The sequence below is a fragment of the Micromonospora noduli genome (assembly GCF_003264475.1).
GTDB lineage: Bacteria > Actinomycetota > Actinomycetes > Mycobacteriales > Micromonosporaceae > Micromonospora > Micromonospora noduli.
Window position 1 is genome coordinate 157542 of sequence record NZ_PYAC01000022.1, and the last position, 23075, is coordinate 180616.

The 23075-nt window shown below is 67.8% G+C and carries 18 protein-coding genes; 6 read left to right on the plus strand and 12 right to left on the minus strand.

Annotation, left to right across the window (positions count from 1 at the left end):
* Nucleotides 1-88: 88 nt before the first annotated feature.
* From MED15_RS21980 to MED15_RS22020, 9 genes are all read right to left on the minus strand, one after another.
* Entirely contained in the window at nucleotides 89-1591 is a 1503-nt protein-coding gene (locus tag MED15_RS21980; protein WP_112583908.1) for a glycosyltransferase family 87 protein, read from the minus strand.
* 179 nt (nucleotides 1592-1770) lie between these two features.
* Nucleotides 1771-2895: an ABC transporter permease gene (locus MED15_RS21985; protein WP_167457704.1), complete on the minus strand. Its 1125-nt coding sequence runs from the start codon at nucleotides 2893-2895 to the stop codon at nucleotides 1771-1773.
* Between the two features lie 119 nt (nucleotides 2896-3014).
* On the minus strand, nucleotides 3015-3677 hold the full coding sequence (locus tag MED15_RS21990; protein WP_112583910.1) for an ABC transporter ATP-binding protein: 663 nt from the start codon (nucleotides 3675-3677) through the stop codon (nucleotides 3015-3017).
* A 6-nt stretch (nucleotides 3678-3683) separates the two neighbouring features.
* Nucleotides 3684-4811, minus strand: a complete 1128-nt coding sequence (locus MED15_RS21995) for a peptidoglycan-binding protein (protein WP_146758791.1) — start codon at nucleotides 4809-4811, stop codon at nucleotides 3684-3686.
* 230 nt (nucleotides 4812-5041) lie between these two features.
* Complete coding sequence (locus MED15_RS22000; protein WP_112736821.1) at nucleotides 5042-5551, minus strand: hypothetical protein; 510 nt, start codon at nucleotides 5549-5551, stop codon at nucleotides 5042-5044.
* Nucleotides 5552-5815: 264 nt separating this feature from the next.
* Nucleotides 5816-6778, minus strand: coding sequence for a hypothetical protein (locus MED15_RS22005; protein ID WP_112601280.1), 963 nt, complete (start codon nucleotides 6776-6778; stop codon nucleotides 5816-5818).
* Between the two features lie 23 nt (nucleotides 6779-6801).
* Complete coding sequence (locus MED15_RS22010; protein ID WP_146758792.1) at nucleotides 6802-7254, minus strand: hypothetical protein; 453 nt, start codon at nucleotides 7252-7254, stop codon at nucleotides 6802-6804.
* Nucleotides 7255-7840: 586 nt separating this feature from the next.
* Nucleotides 7841-10771, minus strand: coding sequence for a transglycosylase domain-containing protein (locus MED15_RS22015; RefSeq protein WP_112736822.1), 2931 nt, complete (start codon nucleotides 10769-10771; stop codon nucleotides 7841-7843).
* A 197-nt stretch (nucleotides 10772-10968) separates the two neighbouring features.
* Nucleotides 10969-11418 carry a DUF5318 domain-containing protein gene (locus tag MED15_RS22020; RefSeq protein ID WP_112601084.1) on the minus strand — a complete coding sequence of 150 codons (450 nt, stop codon included), beginning with the start codon at nucleotides 11416-11418 and terminating at the stop codon, nucleotides 10969-10971.
* Between the two features lie 175 nt (nucleotides 11419-11593).
* Here MED15_RS22020 and MED15_RS22025 point away from each other — a divergent pair, with 175 nt between their 5' ends.
* The 3 genes from MED15_RS22025 to MED15_RS22035 all read left to right on the plus strand — a co-directional run bounded on the left by MED15_RS22025 (nucleotide 11594) and on the right by MED15_RS22035 (nucleotide 14119).
* Nucleotides 11594-12232: a PadR family transcriptional regulator gene (locus MED15_RS22025; protein ID WP_030331823.1), complete on the plus strand. Its 639-nt coding sequence runs from the start codon at nucleotides 11594-11596 to the stop codon at nucleotides 12230-12232.
* A gap of 23 nt (nucleotides 12233-12255) precedes the next feature.
* Nucleotides 12256-13335 carry an inositol-3-phosphate synthase gene (locus tag MED15_RS22030; protein ID WP_091396616.1) on the plus strand — a complete coding sequence of 360 codons (1080 nt, stop codon included), beginning with the start codon at nucleotides 12256-12258 and terminating at the stop codon, nucleotides 13333-13335.
* Nucleotides 13336-13486: 151 nt separating this feature from the next.
* Nucleotides 13487-14119: a hypothetical protein gene (locus tag MED15_RS22035; protein WP_112726787.1), complete on the plus strand. Its 633-nt coding sequence runs from the start codon at nucleotides 13487-13489 to the stop codon at nucleotides 14117-14119.
* A gap of 24 nt (nucleotides 14120-14143) precedes the next feature.
* Here MED15_RS22035 and MED15_RS22040 read toward each other — a convergent pair whose 3' ends face one another.
* Nucleotides 14144-14623 carry a methylated-DNA--[protein]-cysteine S-methyltransferase gene (locus MED15_RS22040; protein ID WP_112601082.1) on the minus strand — a complete coding sequence of 160 codons (480 nt, stop codon included), beginning with the start codon at nucleotides 14621-14623 and terminating at the stop codon, nucleotides 14144-14146.
* A gap of 77 nt (nucleotides 14624-14700) precedes the next feature.
* On the opposite strand from MED15_RS22040, the gene MED15_RS22045 reads away from it, so the two are divergent.
* Together MED15_RS22045 and MED15_RS22050 are read left to right on the plus strand one after the other, a co-directional pair.
* Complete coding sequence (locus MED15_RS22045) at nucleotides 14701-15258, plus strand: hypothetical protein (protein ID WP_373861291.1); 558 nt, start codon at nucleotides 14701-14703, stop codon at nucleotides 15256-15258.
* 28 nt (nucleotides 15259-15286) lie between these two features.
* Nucleotides 15287-16810, plus strand: coding sequence for a flotillin family protein (locus tag MED15_RS22050; protein ID WP_112601080.1), 1524 nt, complete (start codon nucleotides 15287-15289; stop codon nucleotides 16808-16810).
* 128 nt (nucleotides 16811-16938) lie between these two features.
* Here the strand turns inward: MED15_RS22050 and MED15_RS22055 are convergent, their stop codons facing one another.
* Nucleotides 16939-18945, minus strand: a complete 2007-nt coding sequence (locus MED15_RS22055) for a S8 family serine peptidase (RefSeq protein ID WP_244220536.1) — start codon at nucleotides 18943-18945, stop codon at nucleotides 16939-16941.
* A 372-nt stretch (nucleotides 18946-19317) separates the two neighbouring features.
* Entirely contained in the window at nucleotides 19318-20778 is a 1461-nt protein-coding gene (locus MED15_RS22060; protein WP_112583922.1) for a CCA tRNA nucleotidyltransferase, read from the minus strand.
* Nucleotides 20779-20904: 126 nt separating this feature from the next.
* On the opposite strand from MED15_RS22060, the gene murJ reads away from it, so the two are divergent.
* Complete coding sequence (murJ, locus tag MED15_RS22065) at nucleotides 20905-22656, plus strand: murein biosynthesis integral membrane protein MurJ (protein WP_112583923.1); 1752 nt, start codon at nucleotides 20905-20907, stop codon at nucleotides 22654-22656.
* Nucleotides 22657-23075: the final 419 nt, after the last annotated feature.

A 23075-nucleotide genomic window follows, 5' to 3' on the forward strand; every position in this document is an offset into this window, starting at 1 on the left:
CGGCTCCGGGCGGTCAGGCTTGATCCCTGCGCCGGACGGGCTCCCCCGAAAACCCTGACCTGGTCCGGGTCGCGTTCAGCCCAAGGGGTCAGGTGGTGATGGGCTCCACGGAGTGCTCGCTTCTTGCGGGGCGGCGCCATCGGTCCATCCAGGGGGCGTCGGGTGCGCCGTCGAGAACGCCACCGTCCGGGTCGTCCGGGTAGGTGGCCCGCACCGCGTCCTGCTCGGGGTGCAGGATCTCCTTGACGACGAACACGCAGAGCACCACCACAGTGGCCAGTCGCAGCGTCGAGGCCAGCACGAACACCCCCTCCGGGAAGACCGGCTTGCTGGTTGCCGCGCCGAGCAGTTCGCCGTAGAAGGCGACGAAGTAGCAGACCTCGGCGATCTGCCAGGCCAGGAACGCGCCCCACTTCGGTCGAGCCAGCACCACCAGCGGGAGCAGCCAGAGGACGAACTGCTGCGACCAGACCTTGCTGAAGATGAGGAACGCGGCGACCACCAGGAAGGCGAGCTGACCCAGCCGCGGTCTGCGCGGCGCTCGCAGCGCCAGCACGGCCACGCCGAGGCAGGCCAGCCCGAACAGCGCGTACGACAGGGTGTTGAGGGTCGGGATGTTGGCGTTCAGCCACTCGAACGGGCCTAGCTTGGCGGGGTCGTTGCCGACCTTGCCGTCCAGGTAGCGCCCGATGTACCAGAACGTGCCCCAGTCGATCGGCCGGGTGGTGTTCAGCTCGAAGAACCGGTCCCAGTTCTCCGGGTACGCCCGCGCGGCCGGCAGGTTCACCAGCACCACTGCCGCGATCGCCGTACCGATGGCGACGAGCGCGGCACGAACCCGGTCGGCCCGCAGCGCCAGGATGAGGATCGGCCCGAGCAGGAACAGCGGCCAGAGCTTCGCCGCGCCGGCCAACCCGAGCAACACGCCGGCCACGGCCGGTCGTTTACGGGCCCAGGCCAGCAGCCCGAAGGCGGCCAGCCCGATGGCGAGCAGGTCCCAGTTGACGGTGGCGGTGAGTACCAGCGCCGGGGCGAGTGCGAACAGCGCGGCGTCCCAGGGTCGTCGTCGGCGCAACGCCAGGATCACCGCAACCGTCGCGACCGCGAGCGCGCTCAGCACCAGCGCGTTGAGGTTGTAGAACCACTGACCCTGGTTGATGCTCGGGTCGCCGTCGCCGATGGCGTGCACCGGCAGGCCCAGCGCCCCCATGAAGTAGCCGGTCAGCACCGGGTACTCGACCGGGTGGTCGCGGTAGGGCACCTTGCCCTCGTTGAGACCTTCGGCGTAGTAGAGGGCAAGGACATCGGTGTAGCAGAACCGGGTGTACTGGACGTTGTTCTGCCAGGCGCCGTCCTGGCAGGGCGACTTCTGCACCCAGTGCAACGCGAGCGTGAGGCACGCCAACGCCAGCACGATCCGCACGGCGGTCCAGAAGCGACGCTCCCGACCGGCCGGCCGGTCCAGCGCGGTCGCGTGATCGCCCAACGGCCCGCCGATGACGCTGGAGATGCCGCGGACGAACCCGTCGGAGCGGGACGGGTGATCGTTGGTTCCGGCGTCGTCGATGCCTTGCGTCGACTGCGTGCTCATGAGGGTGCATCCTGCCCTATTGCGGTGGCCTCCAGAAGCCGACTCTGCCGGATCTGTTACGGCAATCAGCGCCGCGCGCCCCTCGGCGACATGCGGCGTCAGCCACCGAGCGCGGGCACACCGTTTCGCCTCCCCGGCGCTGGCAGCAGCCGGATCCGCGACGTCCCCGCCTGGATCAGTCAGCGTTGCAGCGCCGCCACCGGCTGGATTCGCATGGCCTTGGCCGCCGGCCAGAGGCCAGCCAACAGCCCGGTAGCAGCGCTGAGTGCGACCGCCAACGCGGTTGCCCTGAGATCAAGGACCGGCGACCAAGTGTTGATCAAGCTGACCACACAGATGGCGACGACACCGGCCCCGACGCCAACCAGCCCACCGAGACTCCCGAGGGCGGTGGTTTCCCCGATGAGTTGCGCGAAGATATGGATTCGGCGAGCGCCGATCGCGCGGCGGAGACCGATTTCTGGAGTACGTACGGCGATGGACGCCATCGCGGCGTTCGCGATCGACAACGCACCGGCCACCAAGGAGATGAGGCTGAGCAGAAGGCTCGAGGTGGTAATGCTCGACTCGATCTCGCGTCGCATCGTCCGAGGATCGGCGGGTGCGATGGAACGCAACACGCCCGGCCCCTCGGGCCGCAGCGCCAATGCCGCTTGGCCGCCAATGAGTTGAGCCGCTCCCGGCGCTGTCGCCACGAGGACGTCGCGTTCGCCAGGCTGCCTTGAGTTCTCCAGCTCCTGTGCTGCCGAGGCGGGCATGAGAATTGCCAGTAGAGACTCCGGCCGGCGCTGCACTTCGTCGAAGATGCCGGCTACCGTGTATGCGCGATCATGAATGAAGATGGCCACACCAGGCCGATCAACGGCAAGCGACTGAGCGAGCGCCTGGGGAACCAGGACTACCCGGGAACGAGTCCGCTCATGAAATGCGTCGTAGCTGCGGCCCTGCAGGATTCTGGGTTGGATGACCGCAAGTGCGCCGGGGTCCGCGCCGATCACGTTCATGGCGCTACCTTCCACGGCCAGCGCCCGGGTGACTGTCTGCTCCGGCAGGGAAAGCCGCCGTCCGACCGAGGTGACCCCGTTCAGCCGGCGTACCCGCTCCAAACTCGCGTCCGACTGCCACTGATGGTCGATGCTCTTGTCTTCCGGCCGTACCACGACCTCGGTGGCCCGCCGGACGTCGAACGAGTCCGATACCTGCCGCTGCAATGTCGAACCGAGACCGAGCGTCGCAACGAAAGCCGCGGAGCCGAGGGCTGTTCCCAACACGGTCACCGTGGATCGACCGGCGTTGCGGCTCACGGACAAGGATGCCTCACGCACCCAGTCAGCCATACGGAGTCGCGCCGTGCGCACCGGGAGGGTTTCGGACACGGCACGGATCTGGCGCCTCGTCGAGGTGAATCGAAACCTGAACAAGGTCATCCTTCCGTCACCGTGCCATCGGACAGCATCAGTCGTCGAGGTGCCGCTGCTGCCACGTCGGCGTCATGGGTCACCACCACGACGGTCAACCCGCTAGCGTTGAGTTCCTGAAGAAGTCCGAGCACCTTGCGGGTGTTGGCGCTGTCAAGGTTTCCGGTCGGTTCATCACAGAAAAGCACCCGCGGACGTCCGGCTACCGCCCTCGCGATCGCGACACGCTGGCGTTCACCGCCCGACATCGTTCGCGGGTCGGAGTCCCGCCTGTCCGCCAGACCGACCCGCTCCAACGCCTCGTACGCGCGGCTGCGGCGACCACGTCTCGAATGCGGGCCGTAGAGCATGCCAAGCTCCACATTCTCGACGGCGCTTCGCCCAGGCAGCAGGTGGAAAGCCTGGAAGACGAACCCGAATATCTGACCGCGGATTGCACCCCGTGCTGTGTCGGTCAGTGAAGTCGTATCGATACCACTGATGCGATAGAGCCCCGACGTCGGCCTGTCAATCATCCCGAGGAGGTTGAGAAGCGTGGATTTTCCGGACCCAGACGGGCCCGTGATTGCGATGTACTCACCATCATTTATCGCGAGCGTCGTCGGCCGCAACGCTTCAATAAGGTGACCGTCGTCGTAGGAGCGCGAAACGTCGACCAGGTCGAGCAAGAGAATCTATTCCGTTCCTGATAGACCGGATCCAGAAACACCTACAACGACCAGATCCCCCTCGGCCACCTGATCGAGCACCTCCGGCTTTATCTCCACCCAACCGCCGGCGACCTGACCCGTCCGAACACCTATTTCCTGCGTGCCGCTCTGCTCGTTGTCGAGTGTCACGAAGGTAGTGCCGTCCGGTCGCGACGAAACTGCGGTCACAGGAACCGCCAGTACAGGCTGGGCGCTCGCGGCGACCGGAATCGTCACCCGCACGGACCTGTCTGCTGAGGCGTCCATGCTGGAGCTTGTGAACGCGAAGGCCACCTGGTAGCCGGCTGCTCCGGTCGTGCTGTCCACAGCCTGTTTCGTGCCCACCGAGGAGATGGCGGCCTGCGCCTCTACTCCGGTCGCATCGTCGAAGACGCTGCCCTGCATGCCAACTCGCAGGAGGCTGACCTGCTCGCTATCCACGACGGCGGAAATGTACACGGGGGCACCGTCCAACTCGGCGACTGGTTCGTCCCCGGCCTTCAGCGTCGTTCCAACCTTCACGCGTAGCGCCGTCACGGTTCCGCCATTCTTCGGCAGCAGCATGACCTCGGCTCGCGGCAACGACGGACCAGCAAGAACCTCGGTCTTGGCGAGTTGCCGCCGGGCCTCCGCCAACTGCTCCTTCGCCTCGGCGACCGTTGGCTGCGTAGGATTCGGCTCTTGGCCTTCCTCCGGAGTCGCGGTCGGAGCACCCTGAGGTTTCGTGGCCGCTCTGTAGGCTGCTTCCGCCTGTTCGAGTCCGTCTCGGGCGACCTTCGCCTTGTCACTGGCCTCGCTGTCGACCGGAGCCTGGTAGCCACGATCCCGGTAGAACCGGCCGAGGGCCTGCTGCGTCTGCAGGTCGAGCTTCCCGCTGCGGCTCGGGGAGTAACCCAGAGCACGCAGAGCCTTCTGGACAGCCACCACGTCCGGGCCCTCCATGCCACCGAGTATGTCTCGGTAGAGCGTGAAGGGGAGATTCAGAGCGAACAGGGGCCTTCCGGCGATCTCCACCACCGGATCACCCGACCTGATCCGCTCGTTCTTCGCCGTGTGCACCTTCGTGACGACGCTGTTCGGCCCGACGACATCCGGTGGAGGCATCAGCTTCACGCTCGCTCCCGGCGTGACCTTGCCACGAAGGACAACCGGCTCGCTGAGGATCCTCCGTTCGACCCGGCTCGTCACGTTGGAGGCCGGCGGCGGGGCAGCATCCGCAGCTGCCTGGGCAGGAGAGCGAAGCTGGCTTCCGACCCACACCGCGCCAGCGACCAGGGCAGCGACCACGGTAAGGCCTACCAGGGCGACGAAACGGAATGACCTGCCCGTAAGAAGACGACTCATCAGCGCGCCACCCCTACGGTATCGGCCAGGAACCCGTCTCGGGCACTCAGTCGCGATGCTTCCGTCCTGCCGGGGAGATGCCCGAGCACGACGGCTCTACCGAGGCCCACCGCGACCACAGCTGCCCTTCTGGCTCTGGCCGCCGGGATCTCTTCGACGAGCACGGTAGCGATCACCAGAGCGACCGCCCAGATCGCCAGTACCGCCAGTACCGCCAGGGCGACGATCGAGTGCTCTCCGAGCAGCGAGGTAAAGGCTAGTGGTGACGCCACCACCGGTACGGCGACAGCGAGTACGCCTACCGGAACGAGACGCGCACTCCTCAGGGCCAGCAGCCGTCCGAGCCAGCCGACGCCGACCGCTGAGACGACCCACCAACACCCGGACGCCACGGCCTCGGCGCGGCCCGAGAGCGCCTCCGCCACTACCACCAAAACTACGGCGTAGACGGCTGCCGTCGACAGCGGCAGAAGCGACAGCGCGCTGCTTCGGGTACCACGGTCTTTCATGTGTTCTCCGTGTTCGAGCAGGGTAGGGAGCGATCGCCGACCTGGTGCTGGGCCTGTGCGAGCGCCCGGCACTGGAGCAAGGAAACAGCCAGGACTCCTCGGCCGTCGCCACCTACCGGGTGCCAAGACGGATGGTCCGACCTGCACAGTGAACCTGATCCGCTTCGGCTCCCACTTGTCGCCGCCGTTCTCAAGGTCTCCGGGCGAGACGCCGAAGAGTTTTGGAGCCGGATCCTCGAGAAGCGGCAGTGTCCGCCACAGCGGTTACGTTGACTCCGTGAGCGCCGCGGCTTTCTTGGCCAGACTGGTTATCTGCGGATTGAGCTCCGTGAACTGGGTTTCAAGGCGATCAATCGTGATCTTCTGCTGCCGCATTGACATATCGAGAAAAAAGTCGTCGAATCCCGCTGCCGTCCCACACTTCCGCCAGGCTGTCGCGAGCTTCTTCTCGCCTTCGGTGGGAACATATGGGGCCGGTGGCACCGCCGGTCCGATCTGCACATCGCCCGCATCGCGTCTTGGCTGCCAGCGTGCCTCGACTGGCTCAGCGTGACGGCCGAAGGGAACACCGAAAACATTGATCGACGGCTCTTTAACCCAGTGATCTTTGTTAGGGATGACGTAGCCTTCACCGGCAAGGCATTCAGCCATGCTTTCGCCCACCTTGCTCGGTGGGTGCGCGCGATAGACGGGCACCATAGCCTGAGTCAACTCATTGCCCAACTCGAAGTAGGTCTTCCAGACTTGGTTCGCGTCAGGACCAATCGCCTCCCACGACTGCTTGCCACACCTTTCGAGATTCTGGTCGAAGCTGGGGTCCTTCGAGACCAGTCTCGCCGGCTTGGCGGGCAGGTCTCGTCCGAAGCCCCGACTCCGTGCGAGTTCATCGCTGGCTGGCATGAAGGTTCCGGGAGTTACGATCAGTTCCTCAAACAGACGGGCCGGTTTGCCGGTCGACACCTTTTGCAACTGAGGGAAGCCGGCGTCACGCATGCATGCGTCCCGGATCTTCTTGGTGGCGTATTCGATGAATCCCAACTCTGCACCAAGGAAGACGTCGAACGGCTGCGGCGCTGCATCCTCTTGCGAGGAGCCCGCGCCGGAGGGAGTACCTTCGGGACCCTGCTTGGCTTCGGCCGTACAGCCGGCGACCAGTGCCGCGGCCATGAAGATGGCCGCAGCACTGTGCCCGGGACGGCGTGACAGCCACCCCTTCGTGCTCATCATGTGATCCGAATCCTTGCAATTGGTCAGCAGGGGTAACGGTCGTGGCCGTTGTTGTACGGGTTGGTGTTCTCCTGGTTGTAGTAGGCGCCGCCGAACTCGATGTTCTGGTAGACGTACCAGGTGCCCGAGCCGTTGACGTCCCACATACGAACGCCGCACTGAGTGTCCTTGTTGTGGACAGACTTCACCTTGTCCATGACAACGATGCCGTATTCGTTCTGGTTGGGCAGCCAGAAGCGGTCGTCCCGGTGGTTCATGTCGTCATACCAGAACTGCCGGCTGCCATTGTTGCTGTCCACGTAGGCGTACTGAGCCTGGTAAAGGCAGATCTCCCCGCGGTTGCAGGGCTCCCAGCCGTCACCGGTGTCCGCCGCTACGGCCGGGCTGCCTGGTAGCAACGCCGATGCCAGCAGGAACGCACCGGCCACTGCAGCGGTCCGCGTGATTTGGCGGACGACCTTTGACCCCATTGGCATGAGTCCCTCCTTCGATAGATCAACTGGCTTACTGGTGCCGAAGCATACGAGTGCGCGCACTGCCGCAGGGGGCGCTGTTTTCGAGAACGACAAAGCCGTGACCGAGATGTCCAAAAATCAAATACGCTAGGTAGCGCGGGCTCCAGCGGACCTTTCGAAGCCCAAGAAGTTTTGGCTGATCAAAGCTGACGAGATGCTAAGTTTCTACTCTGGATGTGAGGTAGGTCGCACTACTGTGCGATACGGCACGCTTGCAGGGCAAAAAAGGGTTGATGCCTGGCCCCATTCCTCAGACGCGCGCGCCAGCACGACCGCGTTGTGGTCGTAAAACCACTGCCCTGGCTGATGCTCGGGTCACGATCACCGATGCGTGAGGCACACCAGCGCCGCCAGCGTCAGCAAAATCCGCACGACGGTCCCGAAGCGCCACTCCCGACCCGCCGGCCGGTCGAGCCCAGGCGCGTGGTCGCAAAACGGCTCACCGATCAACGCAGAGACGCCCCGGCGCGGAGTGACGGGTACGAAGACGCCGCCGCCGGCCGGGACAGGTCGTCCGGCCGGCGGCGGCGTCGTGCGCTGGTGTGGCTCAGTCCCGGTTGGGTGGCAGGCTGGGCAACAGCCCACCGCCGCCACCACCTGTGCCATCGCCACCGGGATTACCGCCAGGGTTGCCCCCGGGGTTACCGCCGGGATTGCCTCCAGGGTTGCCACCGGGGCAGAACAGGTCGATCAGCGGGTTACAGGGGGTGCCCTGGCCGGGCCGACCGCCCGGGTTGGTCGGTGGCGGAGGTGGCGGAGGCGGCGGAGGCGCTTCACCGTTTCCGGAATCCGGATCGCCGACGTTTGCCGCTGGCGGGAAGTCGAGCTTGGGCTTGCCCTTCAGCGCCTCGTCCATGAACCGCTCCCAGATTTCACCCGGGAGGTTTCCACCGCTGACCTTACGGCCGTCCTTGAGGATGAGTGGCTTCCGGTCCCTCACGTTGCCCACCCACACCGCAGTGGCCAACTGTGGCGTGTAACCGATCATCCAGGCGTCGCCGTTGTCCTCGCTGCCGTCCTTGAGTTCCCAAGTGCCGGTCTTGGAGGCAGCCTTGCGGCCGTCATCGAGCCGGTGGTTGACAGCGGCCGGGTAGTCCTTCAGCACCGACGTCACGTCGTCCACCACGCTCTTGTCGATTCTGCGCTTCGAGTCGAGCTTCTCGCTGTAGACCTTGTCCCACTTACCGGTGTTCGGGTTTTGCTTCTCCACCGAGTAGAGGAAGTGCGCCTTGTTGTAGACGCCCCCGTTGGCGAAGGTGGCAACGCCGTTGGCGTGGTCCAGCACCGTGATCGGATACTGGCCGTAGCCGACAACGTTGAAGAACGGCTCTGGCGTGATGTCCTTCGGGTCGGTCTTGGTCAGGTCGTAGGCCTTCGCCGGGTTGGTGTCGGTGCGCCACATGGTGGTGACGCCCGCCTGCTTGGCCATGTCCACGACCTTGTCCGCGCCGATCTCCTCCGTGACGTAGTAGAACGGCACGTTCAGGGACTTGAGTGTGGACACCCGCAGCGTGCAGGAGTTACCGCAGTCGGGGTTGTCGTCGCCCGCGTTGCTGACCTTGAAGGTGCCTTCCGGCTTGAAGGCCTTACCCTTCCACCGAGACTCGAGCGCCTTCTTCTCCTTGAGCGCGGCCGCCAGGGTGTAGATCTTGAAGCTTGAACCGGGCGAGTGGCCGCCGCTGATCGCCCCGGTGGAGTCGGTGTTCTTGCCGGCATAGTCGGTGCCGGTGCCGTTGTCACCGCCGTAGTACGCGACGACCCGGCCGTTGGTGGGGTCGATCGACACCACCGCGGCCATGATGTTGCTGCGCTCACCGGCCAACTCGGAGCCCTTGGACTTGCGCTGGGCCGTCGCGACCGCCGCCGCCTGCATCTTGGTGTCGACTGTGGTACGGATCCGGTAACCGCCGGCCATCAGCGCCTGGGAGCACAGCGGCTTGGCGTCCGTCACCTGGGTGTCCTTGTCGACGCAGATGCCCCTGTCCCGCATCTCTTCCCGGACGTAGTTGATGACGTTGCCGTACGGCGTGTCGACGCCGAAGTCGACGCCGATGCCGCCCTTCTTCGGAGCCTTGAGGGTCTTTGTCGGGTACTCGATGGGCCGGTCCTTCTTGCCGGGCACACCGAGCCAGCCCTCCTTGACCATGCCCTCGATCACGTAGTTCCAGCGATCCTGGGCCGCGGTCGGGTTGATCGCCGGGTCGTAGCCCTGGTGGGTGGAGGTCGGCTCCGGCTGCTTGATCAGGGCCGCGAGCACCGCTCCCTCGGCCGGCTCGAGCTTACTCACCGACTTACCGAAGTAGGTCTGCGCCGCCGCCTCAATGCCGTAAGCACCCCGACCGAAGTAGATCACGTTGAGGTAGTGCTGCATGATCTGCGGCTTCGTGTACTCGTCGTTGAGCTTGGAGGCGAAGATCGCCTCCCGCACCTTCCGGGCGTACGTATCGCCCTCCAGGCTGTCGTAGGCGTTACGGGCGTACTGCTGGGTGATGGTCGAGGCACCCTGCTTGTCGCCGCCGGAGACGTTGTTCCAGGCGGCACGGGCGATGCCCTTGTAGTCCACACCGGAGTGTCGGTAGAAGTTCCGGTCCTCGGCTGCGGCGACGGCGTTCTGGACCCACTCCGGGATCTGCTCGATGGTGACCAGAGTGCGGTTCTGATCGCCCACCTTGGCGATGATCGTCTTGTTGTCGAAGGCGTACAGGGTGGTCGCCTGCGGCGGAGTGATCTCGTCCGGAAGCACCACGCTTGTCGAGTAGTAGGTGAACCCGACCACGCCGATGCCGGCGAGCATGATGAAGACGGCGAACCCGGCGATCAGCAGGTTCATCCGCTTGCGCTTCTTCGCCCGCGCCGCGGCGGCGCCCGAGTCGCCCGGACCACGACCGCCCGGCCCACGACCGCCCGGCCCCCCGGGACCGCCCGGACCACCGGGACCGCCCGGACCACCGGAGACCGGTGAGACGCTCGCCCGCGCGACCGCGGCGCGGCCACCGACCGATGCGGAGCCGACGCTGGCCCGACCCGCCGAGGCGGTGCCGACCGAGGCCGCACCGACTGCGGCGGCACCGACAGCGGCCCGACCTGCCGGTGCGCCCGGTGCCGGGGAGACCGGGACCGAGGCCCGACCGGCGCCAGCGCGGCCGCCGGGCACAGACGGCGCCGGCGAGACCGGCACCGAGGCCCGGCCGGCCCGGCCGGCCGCTGCCGTACCCACCGAGGCGGACCCGGCGGCCGCAGCGCCACGCGGCGGCACCGAGGCCGAACCGCCGACCGTGGCGCGACCACCGGCCGCCCGCGGGCTCACCGAGGCGCGGCCCGGGGTTGCCGCGCCGCCTTCCGAGGCTGACCAGCCGCTTCCGTCGGAGTTGCCGCTGGGTCTGCGGTACGCGTCGTCCGCGCCCGGTCCGGGGTCACCGTCTGGACCCATGTGCTGGGTCCGTCCGCGCGCAGAACTGGGATCGCCGTACGAGTTCATTCCTCACACCCTGCCGGTCGCGGTGGGGCGCGGCTGCGCCGCCACCGGGTTGCCGTGAGTTGCTTCACCCGGGACGCCGGCACGAGGGTGCCAGTTAACCGGGGTCATTGCCGTATCAATCGGGCCAATCGGACCAACAAGCGGTCGACCGTCTCGGGTTTCGTCCACGGCCCCGAGGCCGGTCCAACCAGCTGAGATCACCGTTGCGCCTCTCGCCTCCGCCGACCGCCACCTTCGGCGGCTGCCGCGTCCTGCTCACTGGCGCCCTCGCTGTCGCCGGTCAGGCCGTCCCGGCCGAGCAGGTACTGCTCGACGAGATGGTTCCAGTCACAACCGAGGCACACCTCCACCACGAAGACCTGGAACTCACGCAGCGTCATCGCCAGCACGGGCAACTCAGTCAGTGTCCGAGCCTGTCCGGCGGACTGCTTGAGTTCGTCACCGTAAATGTAGTGGACCAGGGTCAGGTTTTCGCTCCGGCAGATCGGGCAGCGCCGGTCGGTCGGCTCACCGTGGAACCGAGCGGCGTTCTTCAGGTACGGCGACGCGTCGCAGACGTCGTACGTGCCGACCCGGCCGGCCAGGAGCTCACGCAGCACTGCTCGCTTCTGAAGCGAGTAGTCGACGACCTGGCGCTGCGTACGCATGCGGAGAAGGGTACGCGGTCCGGCCCGACCAGGCGACCACGCTCACAATCCGTGACGGCAGCATCTCGGAACGGGGGTTTGCCCTGGCCCGCACGACCCGCTAACGTGCGATGTATCGGTCCGATACATCGCGGCGGTTACCACTTCACGCCGGAGGGTAAAGAGAGGGTGGCCAGTGCTCGAGTTCGCCATCCTCGGCCTCCTGCAGGAGTCTCCGATGCACGGCTATGAGCTGCGCAAGGAGCTGACCGCCAAACTCGGCGCGATCCGGGCGGCGATCAGCTACGGCTCGCTCTATCCCACGCTACGCAGGCTCCAGGCGGCGGGATGGATCACCGAAGCTGCTGAGACACCCGCCACTGCCGAGGAGGTTCCCGCGCTGACCAGCCGACGAGGTCGGGTGGTCTACAAAATCACCGCGGAAGGCAAGGAACGCTTCGCCCAGCTGATCGCACAGGCCGGGCCCGAGACGTACGACGACACGGGTTTCGGGGTGCACTTCGCGTTCTTCGCCCGGACCGACCAGGCGACCCGACTGCGCATTCTGGAGGGTCGCCGCCGCAAGATCGAGGAGCGTCGCGAAGGGCTTCGTGACGTGCTGGGCCGGGCGGCCGAGCGCCTCGACGCTTACACGCTGGAACTGCAGCGCCACGGCCTTGATGCCTGTGAGCGCGAGGTCCGCTGGCTGGAGGAGCTCATCGCCAACGAGCGCTCCGGCCGAGCCCCGACGGTCCCGAACATCGGGACAGCCGGCGGCCGACGAGAAGACAACAGCCCGCCTCCGCCTGGAGAGACCAGGAATGAGCGGCCGTGACAGAAAAGAAGGAGGCAGACGCTATGGGCTCCGTCCGCGTCGCCATCGTCGGTGTGGGTAACTGCGCCTCGTCCCTGGTTCAGGGCGTCGAGTACTACCGGAACGCCAACCCGAACGACCGCGTCCCGGGTCTCATGCACGTCGCCTTCGGCGACTACCACGTCAACGCCGTGGAGTTCGTCGCGGCATTCGACGTGGACGCCAAGAAGGTGGGCATGGACCTCGCGGAGGCGATCGTCGCCAGCGAGAACAACACCATCAAGCTCTGCGACGTGCCGCCGACCGGCGTCAGCGTGCAGCGCGGTCCGACCTTCGACGGTCTGGGCCAGTACTACCGCGAGATCGTCGAGGAGTCGGACGCCACCCCGGTCGACGTGGCGCAGGCGCTGCGCGACGCGCAGGTCGACGTCGTCGTCTGCTACCTGCCGGTCGGCTCCGAGCAGGCCGCCAAGTTCTACGCCCAGGCCGCGATCGACGCCGGCTGCGCGTTCGTCAACGCCCTGCCGGTCTTCATCGCCTCCGACCCCGAGTGGGCCAAGAAGTTCGAGGACGCGGGCCTGCCGATCGTCGGCGACGACATCAAGAGCCAGGTCGGCGCCACCATCGTGCACCGCGCCCTCGCGAAGCTCTTCGAGGACCGCGGCGTCGAGCTGCTGCGCACGTACCAGCTCAACTTCGGCGGCAACATGGACTTCATGAACATGCTGGAGCGCAAGCGGCTGGTCTCGAAGAAGATCTCGAAGACCCAGTCGGTCACCTCGCAGATCCCGCACGAGATGAGCAAGAGCGACGTGCACATCGGCCCGTCGGACCACGTGCCGTGGCTGGACGACCGCAAGTGGGCGTACATCCGCCTGGAGGGCCGCTCGTTCGGTGACACCCCCCTCAACGCCGAGCTCAAGCTTGAGGTGTGGGACTCGCCGAACTCGGCCGGCGTCATCATCGACGCGGTCCGGGCCGCGAAGATCGCCCTGGACCGGAAGATCGGCGGCCCGATCCTGTCGGCCTCGTCGTACTTCATGAAGTCCCCGCCGGTGCAGTACGCCGACCACGACGCCCACCAGGCCGTCGAGGAGTTCATCGCCGGTGAGGTCACGCGCTGACGCGCTGAATCATCAAGCACGTGGAAGGGCCGGGTCCGTGGACCCGGCCCTTCCACGTTGGGTCGGCTGCCCGGCGTACGAACGCTGTCTCGTGATCACCGCCACCGTTTCCGGGACCACGGGCGATCGGAAGGCTATCGATAATCGAGACATGGCCTCCCGCACCGGTACCACTGCGACAGTCCCGCACCCGGCCCGGCCTCCTCGGCCGCGCATCGTCGCTGTGGCCTGCCTGCTGCTGGCCCTGGCCGCCGTCGCGCAACTGGCCGTACTGCCACTCAGCTACTGGCACCAGGACTTCTTCCACACGGCCGCCAGGTCCTTCGAGCCAACGGACGGGGTGGCCTTCGCCGCCCTGGGCAGCACCGCCGACCTGGCGGCTGACCTGTTGACGGCGGTGCTGGCGATCGGACTCCTCACGCTGGCCGCAGCCAACGTCGTGGGCGTGAACGGCGCACGGATCGCCTCCTGGGCCTCGGCGCCCGTCCTCGCCTGCTGCGCCGCCGTCGGGGCTGCCCGGTCGCCGCGGCCGCTCTATTCCATCTACGCCGCCGAGGACATGGACCGGATCACCGCGATGGCACGGGATGACATGCCGAACTGGCTGGAGCCCCTGCTGCTCATCCTGGGCCTGGGCGTGCCGGTGGCGATACTCGTCGCGCTGGTCCTGCTGGCCCTGCCGTCGGCCAACGCCTTCTTCCAGCGGACCCCGATCGATCCGCCGTGGCCCGTTCGGACCTCACCAGCCGCGGGACCGGAAGGGTCGCCCAGCGCCGGGTCATAAGGCCCACCCGGAGCGCGGGACGGCTCACGACCAGGCGCGTCGCAGCGCGACCCCGGCCTCCAGCTCCAACAACGCCACCTTGCGGGGCAGGCCCCCACCGAAGCCGACCAGCTTGCCGCCCGCGCCGACGATCCGGTGACACGGCACGATCACCGGGACCGGGTTGCGGTTGCAGGCCACTCCCACCGCCCGTGCCGCTCCGGGATCGCCGACCAGGCGCGCCACCTCGCCGTACGTCAGCGTCTCCCCGTACGGGATACGCGTCATCTCCCGCCACACGGCGCGCTCGAAGTCAGACCCGCGCGGCGCCGACACCGGGACGGTGAACGCGGTCAGCTCACCGGCGAAGTACGCCCGCAGCTCGTCGACGGCCTGCCGGGACAGCGCCTGGTCAGGCTCCTCGGTGGCCGCGTCGACCCGGCCGAAGTGCGCCCCGCAGACGCTCGTGCCGTCAGTGGCGACGGAGAACTCACCGATCGGTGAATCGAGCACGGCCCAGCGCATCCACCTATTCTCCCCGACGCGGACTCTCTCGCCAGCCCGGCCGCCAGCGTCGGATTGAGCGCCACTCCCGACCCGCCCTGCCAGGCCGTTCGGCGTTGCGCGGCGTCGATACCGTCAAGGTCGTGGCAACGGGAACGCTCATCTTTCTGATCATCGGCGGGGCGGGCATCGGTGTGCTCGCGCTCGCCCTGCTCGGCACCGAGCTGTTCCAGTTCGGGCACGCCGACGTGGACGGGCCGATCTCGATCGAGACGGTCGCCGGCTTCGCCGGGGCGTTCGGGTTCGGCGCGGCCATCGTCAACGAACTGCTCGGTGCGCGTACACCTGGCATGGTCGTCGGGGCGGTGGCCGGCGGCGTGCTCGCGGCCGTGCCCACCGCCTGGCTGGCGTCCCGGCTGAGCCGGGCGGCGCGGAACATGCGCACCGACCCCACCCCGACCCGCGACGACCTGGTCGGCGCGCTGGGCCTGGTCGTCACCCCGGTGCCGGCCAACGGGTACGGCGAGGTCCGCGTTCGCCTCGCCGGCCAACCGGTCAAGCTCAGCGCCCGCGCGGACCAGCCGATCCCGATCGGCGCCCAGGTCTTCGTCGTGCAGGCGCTCAGCGAGACCAGCGTGCACGTAGAGACCTACTGACCTCCCCCTCATAGACGGGACTCCTCATATGGCCCTACTCATCGCCATCGGTGGCGCGGTCCTCCTCGCGCTCATCCTGGTGCTCTTCGTGCTCTCCCGGATCAAGGTGGCCGGCCCGAACGAGGCGTTCATCGTCACCGGTCGCAAAGGCCGCACCACGCAGACCGCCGACGGTGGGCGGTCCACCGACAACTCCGGGCAGAAGGTCGTGCTGGGTGCCTCGGTCTTCGTGCTGCCGGTGGTGCAGAAGCTCCAGTCGCTCGACCTGTCCAGCCGGCGGATCGACGTCGGCATCCGGGGCGCCGTCAGCAAGCAGGGCATCCGCGCCGACCTGCACGGCGTGGCGATCGTCAAGGTCGGCGGCACCGAGGACGCGATCCGGGCCGCCGCGCAACGGTTCCTGCACCAGCAGGACGAGATCGACAACTTCACCCGGGAGGTGCTGGCCGGCGCGCTGCGCTCGATCGTCGGCCGGCTCACCGTCGAGGAGGTCATCCGGGACCGGGCGGCGTTCGCCAGCGCGGTCGCCGAGGAGGCCGAGCACTCGATGACCAACCAGGGTCTGGTGTTGGACACCTTCCAGCTCCAGGACATCCTCGCCGAAGGCTCATACCTTCAGGACCTGGGCCGCCCCGAGGCCGCCCGGGTGCTCAAGGACGCGGCGATCGCCGAGGCCCGGGCCCGGCAGCAGGCCGAGCAGGAGCGGCTGCTCGCCGAGGAGGCCATCGCCGAGGCGAACCGCAACCTGGCCCTCAAGCAGGCCGGCATCCAGGCCGAGATCGACGCGGCGAAGGCGAAGTCCGCGGCGGCCGGACCGCTCGCCCAGGCCGAGCGGGACCAGGCGATCCTCTCCGAACAGCAGAAGGTGGCCGAGCGCAACGCCGAACTCAAGCAGCGCCAACTCGACACCGAGGTTCGCAAGCCGGCCGACGCGGCCCGGTACAAGGTGGAGCAGGAGGCCGAGGCGTCCCGCAACGCGGCGGTGCTGCACGCCGACGCACAGCGCCAGTCCGTCATCGCCGCAGCGCAGGCCTCCGCCGAGCAGGCCCGCCTCACCGGTGAGGGTGAGCGGGCCCGACGGGCCGCGCTCGCCGAGGCCAACGCCATCGAGGGTGCCAAGGAGGGTGAGGCCGAGCAGCGGCGACGCTCCGCCATTGCCGAGGCGGTGGAGCGGGAAGGCCAGGCCGAGGCCGCGGCCATCCTCGCCAAGGGTGAGGCCGAGGCCGACGCGATGGCGCGCAAGGCCGAGGCGTTCGCCGCGTACGGAGAGGCAGCCGTGCTGGACCTGCTGGTCAAGGTGCTGCCGCAGGTCGTCGAGGCGGCCAGCGCGCCGATCGGGGCGATCGACAAGATGACAGTCATCTCCACCGACGGCGCGTCGTCGCTGACCAGGTCGGTGGCCGGCAACGTGGCTCAGGGCCTCCAGCTCGGCAGCGACCTCACCGGGATCGACCTGCCCGGCCTGTTGGCACGGCTCGGTGCCGGACGCACCGACGCCACCGCGCCAGCCACCGGGGTCGGCACGATGGACGGCAGCACCGCCTCGCGCTGAGCCCGAGGGACCGGCCGACCGTCAAGGCTCTGGCCGGCACCGGATGACCCACGAACGGCCGGCGCCCGCCGGCACCGCCTCCCGAGGGAGGGGTGCCGGCGGGCGCCGGTGGTAATTCCGTGGCTGATTCAGGCGAGGTTCATGACGAAGCGCTCGCCCGCCGAGAGGCCGAAGTCCGGAGCCCAGAAGTCGAAGTCCTTGTTCGGGATCAGCTGGCTGGTGCCGGCGCTGCCGGCACTGACCGCCTGCCCGTCGACGTTCGCGTAGATCCAACCCGACCCGTCCGTGGCCCCGACACCCCGGTGCCAGAAGGTGAAGGCCTCCCAGGCATCGATTCCCGTGGCCGAGGCAAGCAGCGGCTTCGATCCGGCACCGGTCGCCGAGACCCACTTGCCGTTTGCCAACGAACGCAGGCCGAAGTAGCCGTAGTAGTCCAGATCGAACAGCTCGAACTTCTCCCAGGTGCTCACCGACGCGGCCAACGGGATCAGCGGCTTGCTCCCGGCACCGTCAGCGGACACGTACTTGCCGCTGGCGGACGATTTGAAGCTGACGATCAGGTTGGTCTCGAGGTCGAACTTCTCCCAGGTGCTGGCGTTCGTCGCGCTGGCGATCAGCGGGCCACCGTTGCTGGGCGCACTGACGTACTTGTTGTTGACAGTGGCCTTCAGGCTCACCGTGCCGTCGATGTGGTGAACAAGCTGGAACCTCTCCCAGGTGCTCACCGACGCGGCTGTGGCGATCAGTGGCTTGCTGCCGGCACCGGTGGCGCTGACGTACTTACCGTTGACGTTTGCCCGCAGTGCGACCAGGCCGCTGCCGGCGTCGACGATGTCGAGCTTCTCCCAGCCGCCCAGCACTGGGCCGACGGCGGCCAGAGGCTTGCTGCCCGCACCGTCAGCCGAGACGAAGTAGCCGTTGGAACGCGCCAGCAGGCCGTGCGAGGTACGCGCGGGAGAGAGGGCCGACGCGACGTTGAGCAGACGGTCCACCCCGCCCTGCGGGTTCAGCACAGCGCCGGCGAGCCCCCGGGTCACGATCGTGTTGCGCACCTGCGACGGCGACCACGTCGGGTTCGACTGAAGCAGCAGCGCAGCGGCTCCGGCCACGTGCGGCGCCGCCATCGAGGTCCCGCTGAAGGCCACCGACCCGTCGGTGGTCCCGCTTGCCGCCGAGACGATGTCCACGCCCGGAGCCCAGACGTCGACACACGGGCCGTAGTTCGAATCGAAGTATTCGGTCGAGGCCCGACGGTCGATCCTGTCGGTGGCTCCGACGGTGATCGCCGCCGACACCTCGGCCGGGGTGTACGAGCAGGCATCGTCCGCTTCGTTGCCGGCGGCCACCGCGTAGGTGAGACCGGTGGCGATGGAGTTGCTGACCGCGTTGGAGATCGCCGGGTCCTCCGGCCCGCCGAGGCTCATGTTGACCACGGCAGGCTTCTGCGCATTGGCGGTCACCCAGTCGATCCCGGCCAGGACCTGCTCGGTGGTGCCAGAGCCATCGCAGTCGAGGACCCGGACGGCGACCAGGTTGACGGCCTTGGCCACGCCGTACTTCGTGCCGCCGACGGTGCCCGCCACGTGCGTGCCGTGACCGTTGCAGTCCTGCGCCACATTGTCCTGGTCGATCGCGTCGTAGCCGTTCGAGGCACGGCCACCGAAGTCGCTGTGGTTGATGTCGATGCCGGTGTCCACGATGTACGCCTTCACCCCGGCACCGGTGGTGGGGTAGGTGTAGCTTCCACTCAGCTTGGGCGAAACCTGGTCGATCCGGTCCAGGCCCCAGGAGGGCGGCGCGCTCTGCGTTCCGCTCTTGTGGAAGCGGATCACCGGCTGCACGGATGCGACATCCGGGTCGGCGGCCAGCCGGCCGGCCTGCTTCGCGGTCATCGCGGCGGAGTAGCCGTTGAGGGCGTTGCTGTACGTCCGACGGACGCTGCCGCCGTTCTCCTTGGCCAGAGCCGAAGCGGCGGCCTTGATTTTGGCCGGGGTGGTCTTCTTGTCCTTGAGGACCACGATGTAGCGATCCGGTACGACCTCGGCGGGCTTGGCCTTGTCCAGCCGGCCGTCCTGCTTGGGGGCCGTCAACTTGCTTGCGGGCTTCGGCGCCAGCGGAGCGGACGGTTCGGCCATGGCGGCCCCACCGGTCGCGGCGCTGACAATAATGGTTGCGGAGGCGAGAGCAAGGCTCGCCACCGCCGAGCGGCGTATCACGCCACGGCGTTTCACTAGGTGATCTCCCCGTTTGGTCGTCGCCCGTCCAATCCGGACGACCGGACGGGCGGTGGGGTCGGCGGCGGTGTCGATGCACCGGTAGCCGACGGACGCCCAGTCATCATGGACGACGATGAAAGCGCTACACCTCAGCCATTCGGTCGATCCGCTGGCGTTTCGTCGTCGACCAGACAGCTGTGGTCTGCGTCGTCCTTCATCGACGTCCTGCAGTGACGGCTCCCGCCACCTCACGTCAGATCGCGCTGCTTGAGCAGCCTTGAAGTGAGCGCGTCAGCCGAGGATGCCCTCGGCGCGGGCCCAGCGCAGCAGCTCCGCCTCGGCGGCGTCGCGGTCCAGCGGGCCGTGCTCGAGGCGTTGCTCCTTGAGGTGCTTCCAGGCCCGCCCGACCACCGGCCCCGGCGGTACGCCGAGCAGCTCCATGATCGCGTTACCGTCCAGGTCGGGTCGAACCCGCGCCAGGTCCTCCTCGGCCGCGATCCGGGCGATCCGATCCTCCAGCGCGTCGTAGTCGGCCGCGAGCTGGGCGGCCTTGCGCCGGTTGCGGGTCGTGCAGTCGGAGCGGGTCAACTTGTGCAGGCGGGGCAGCAGGTCACCGGCGTCGGCGACGTAGCGGCGCACCGCCGAGTCGGTCCACTCGCCCCGCCCGTACCCGTAGAAGCGCAGGTGCAGCGCGACCAGCGCGGTCACCTGCGCGGTGACGTCCTTGGGGTAGCGCATCGCCTTCATCCGGGCCTTGGTCAGCCGGGCGCCGACCACCTCGTGGTGGTGGAAGCTGACCCGGCCGTCGGACCCGACCGCCTTCGTGGCCGGCTTGCCGGCGTCGTGCAGGAGGGCAGCCATCCGCAGGATGAAGTCGCAGCCCTCCTCCTCGTAGGAGACCGCGTTCTCGACGACCGTCAACGTGTGCTCGTAGACGTCCTTGTGCTGGGCGTGTTCGTCGATCTCCAGCTTCAGCCCGGTCAGCTCCGGCAGGAACCGCTCGGCCAGCCCGGTGTCGACCAGCAGCCGCAGCCCGGTGATCGGGTCCGCGCCGCAGAGCAGTTTGGTGAACTCGTCGCGGATCCGCTCGGCGGTGATCCGGTCCAGGTCGGCGGCCATCTCGGTCATCGCCAGGTGCACGTCCGGGTGGACGGCGAAGCGCAGCTGCGCGGCGAACCGGGCGGCCCGCAGCATCCGCAGCGGGTCGTCGCCGAACGACTCACCAGGAGTGCTCGGGGTACGGATCACCTTGGCCGAGAGATCGTCCAGCCCACCGTGCGGGTCGGTGAACCGGTGGTCCGGCAGGCTGACCGCCATCGCGTTGATCGTGAAGTCGCGCCGCTTCAGGTCCTCGTCGAGGCTGGTGCCGTACACCACCACCGGGTTGCGGCTGACCTGGTCGTACGACTCCGCACGGAAAGTGGTGATCTCCAGTCGGAGGCCGTCGCGCTGAGCGCCGATGGTGCCGAACTCCCGACCAGTCTCCCAGATCGACTCGGCCCAGCCCTTGATGATCCGCAGGGTCTCGTCGGGGTGCGCGTCGGTGCAGAAGTCGAGGTCGTCCCCGAGTCGACCGAGCAGGGCATCCCGCACCGAACCGCCCACCAGGTGCAACTCGTGACCGGCGCGGACGAAGCGGCGGCCCAACTCGTCGGCGACCGGGGACACCCGGAGTAGTTCGGCGACGGCGTTGCGCTGCGCGGCGGTGAGTTCGCGGCGGTCGGCGGCGTGATGAGCGGAGGCTTCGGACATGGGATCGCCAGCTTATCGGGCCGGGGTGTGATCCGATCCGCCGGGCGCGGGTAACGGGTGGGGGTTGACTATGGTCTGTGGCGTGCGGGTCGGTGTCCGACTCGACGTACCCCTGGGAGGCTGGAGATGAGCGGCGGGCTCTACCGCAGCGCCAACGCCGCGAACGATGGCGGCCCCGACGTCCGTCCCGGGGATGGCGCCACCTTCATCTCCGCCGAGCCGCTGAACCAGCCGGCCATGGAATCGACCGCGCCGCCGCAGGAGCAGGTGGGCGAGGCGAGCGCAGCGACCAACAGCGCGGTGATGGCGATCGGCAGCCTGGTCAGCCGGGGTACCGGCTTCCTGCGAACGTTGGCGTTGACCGCCGCGCTGGGTGGGGCGCTGGTGGGTGACGCGTACACCACTGCGCAGATCCTGCCCGGAATGGTCTACGAGTTCCTGCTCGGCGGCATCCTCACCAGCGTGTTGATCCCGGTGCTGGTCCGTCGGCGCAGGGCCGACACCGACGGCGGACAGGCGTACGCCCAGCGGCTGCTGACCCTCGCGGTGCTGACCCTGGCGGGGGCGGCCCTGCTGGCCGTGCTGTCGGCCGGACTGCTGACCAAGCTCTACGCCGGTGAAAACACCGGAGAAGACTTCCGGGGCCTGGTCAAGGCACTGTCGTACCTGATGTTGCCGATGATCTTCTTCACTGGCCTCAGTGCGCTGATCAGCGCGGTGCTCAACACCCGGGGCCACTTCGCCGCGCCGATGTGGGCGCCGATCCTCAACAACATCGTGGTGATCGCCACCGCGGGCCTGTACATCGCGATCTTCGGCGCGAAGATCGTCAAGCCGGAGGACATGACCACCGGCCGGATTCTGCTAATCGGTGGCGGCACCCTGCTCGGCGTCGCGATCCAGGCCGCCGGCCTCCTGCCGGCGTTGCGCAAGGTCGGCTTCCGGTGGAAGTTCCGGTTCGACTTCCGCACCCTCGGGCTACGGGAGCTGGGGCGCCTTGGCGGCTGGATGTTCTGTTACGTCGCGGTGAGCCAGGTCGGCCTGATCGTGCTGTTCAACCTGCTGAACCGGGCAGGCAAGGAGAACGCTGCCGGCCCGCTGATTTACAACAACGTGTTCCTGCTGCTGATGATGGCCCACGGCATCATCGCCGTATCGATCATCACTGCACTGATGCCCCGGATGAGCGCGGCCGCCGCCGACGGCCGGTACTCCGACGTCGCCGCCGACCTGTCGCGGGGCACGCGCACCGTCTCGGCGGTGCTCGCCCCGATCGCGGTCTGCTACGCCGTACTGGCCACTCCGCTGGCCGTGACGCTGTTCCGCTATGGCGCGTTCACCGACGAGAACGCGGCGGACACCTCGCTGGTGCTGCTCCTGGCGGCGCTGGCACTGGTGCCGTTCGCGATCAGCCAGCTCTTCACCTTCGCCTTCTACGCCCTGCCGGACACCCGCACCCCGGCGCTGATCAACATCCCGGTGGTCGCCCTGCGGATCGGAGTGCAGGTGGTGCTCTACGTCGCCTTCGCCGCCCACTTCGCCGCGGCCGGGATGATGATCGGTAACGCCGTGTCCTACCTGGCTGCCGCCTTCGCCTCCGCGTGGCTGCTGCGGCCCCGTGTGGGCCGGATCGGGATGGGCGCCATCCTGCGCACGCTCGGTCGGGTGGCGGTCGCCGCGTTGGGGGCCGCCCTGGTCGGACTCCTCGTCGTGAGTCTTCTGCCTGGCGGCGACAGGCCAAGTTGGATTCAGGCTGTCGCGCAGCTCGTGATCGGTGGTGTGGTGATCGGCGGGACCTACCTGGGTCTGGCCATGCTGCTGAGGATCGGCGAGATCACCGAGGTGGTCGGGATGGTTCGCCGCCGCCTCGGTCGCTGAGTGGCAGCATCCGATTACAACAAGTTGACAGTCATACGGATCGTGACTACGGATCACCAGGCTGGGGATGCGCCTGTGGATAACTCCGCGATTCGCCGGTCAACCGCCGCTTCGGCCTGTGGATAACCAACCGTACGGCTGAGGGTGGCGACCCGATCGGTGGGAACGTACGAGGCAGCGCGAGCGCCACGCCAGCCCAGCCCCGGCGTCGGTCACTTGCGGTGAAGCCGTAGATTAGCTAGTACATGTGCCAGCAACGTGGCTGACAACGGTCGTAACCGGACGAGCTCTTCGACAGCCGGAACCCCGCCAGGTACGGCGGGAAGATGACATGTCGGAGAGACGGGCAACCCGGGTAAGGTCGCTCTCGACGGGTACGGCAGGGGCCGACGCTGGGCGTCGACACCGGTCGGCCGGTT